This window comes from Mesorhizobium sp. M1E.F.Ca.ET.063.01.1.1, assembly GCF_003998155.1.
Classification (GTDB): domain Bacteria; phylum Pseudomonadota; class Alphaproteobacteria; order Rhizobiales; family Rhizobiaceae; genus Mesorhizobium.
The window spans coordinates 1-962 of record NZ_RZSC01001287.1 but is presented as its reverse complement, the minus strand read 5'-3'; the positions used below and the strand labels follow the sequence as shown (position 1 = coordinate 962).

At 68.8% G+C, this 962-nt stretch carries 1 protein-coding gene; it reads right to left on the bottom strand.

What is annotated here, in order from left to right; translation table 11 throughout:
* A partial coding sequence (locus EOA29_RS38000; protein WP_145970106.1) for an aromatic amino acid lyase occupies nucleotides 1-962 on the bottom strand: 962 nt, incomplete at both ends.

Below are 962 nucleotides of genomic sequence, written 5' to 3'. Positions count from 1 at the left end.
TCGAGCCGGTGAGCTGGATAAAGCGGGCAGCGGATGCCGCCGCGCATTGGGCGATCGCGAGGCCGAGCGTCTCGAATGCCAGCGCCAGCGATGCGGTGTGGAAATTGCCGGTCGACAAAACCTGAGCGTCATCAACGAGCACCAGCGGGTTGTCGGCGGCGGCATTGAGCTCGATCTCGACGGCGAGCCGCGCATGGTCGATCGCCTGGATCAGCGCGCCATGGATCGAGGGCATGCAGCGGATCGACAGCGGATCCTGAATGGTGGTCGGCACGGGTGCGTCCTCGCGGGCGAGCAGCTCGCGCAGCGCCTTTGCCGCGACCTGCTGGCAGGCGCCCGGCCGTGCCTGGTGCAGACGAGGATCGAGGATGGTGCGGTTGGCGCCCAACGCCTCCATAGTCAGCGCGCCGGCCTGCTGCTGCTGTTCGAGCGCCGACAAAGCGTCGACGAGAGCCAGAGCGCCGACGCCGGTGGAGACCGCGGAAGCGTTGATCAGCGAGAGGCCGTCCTTCGGCGCCAGGCTGACCGGGACAAGGCGCGCCATCATCAATGCCTTGGCTGACGGCATGCGCCGGCTTTGGTAGTCGGCATCGCCTTCTCCGATCAGCGTATGGGCAATCGCCGTCATCAGCACCAGGTCGCCGGCGCCGATCGAGCCGAGCGAGGGCATCACCGGATGGACGCCTGCGTTGAGCAGGTCGACAAGCGCGGTGAAGACAGGCGGCGACAGGCCGGAGCCGCCGGCCGATAGCATGGCGACGCGGGCGAACATTGCCGCGCGCACCAGTTGGGCCGGCAATGCGGTCCCCACCGCTGCGGCGCGGCCGTCGAGAAGCTGGCGCTGGAACGCGCCGGCATCACCTTCGACTGTCGCGCCGAGATTGGCCCCCAAGCCGGTGTTCAGCCCGTAGATCTGCTGGCCGCCGGCGGCGGCCTCATCGAGCACCTTGCGCGCCTTGCCC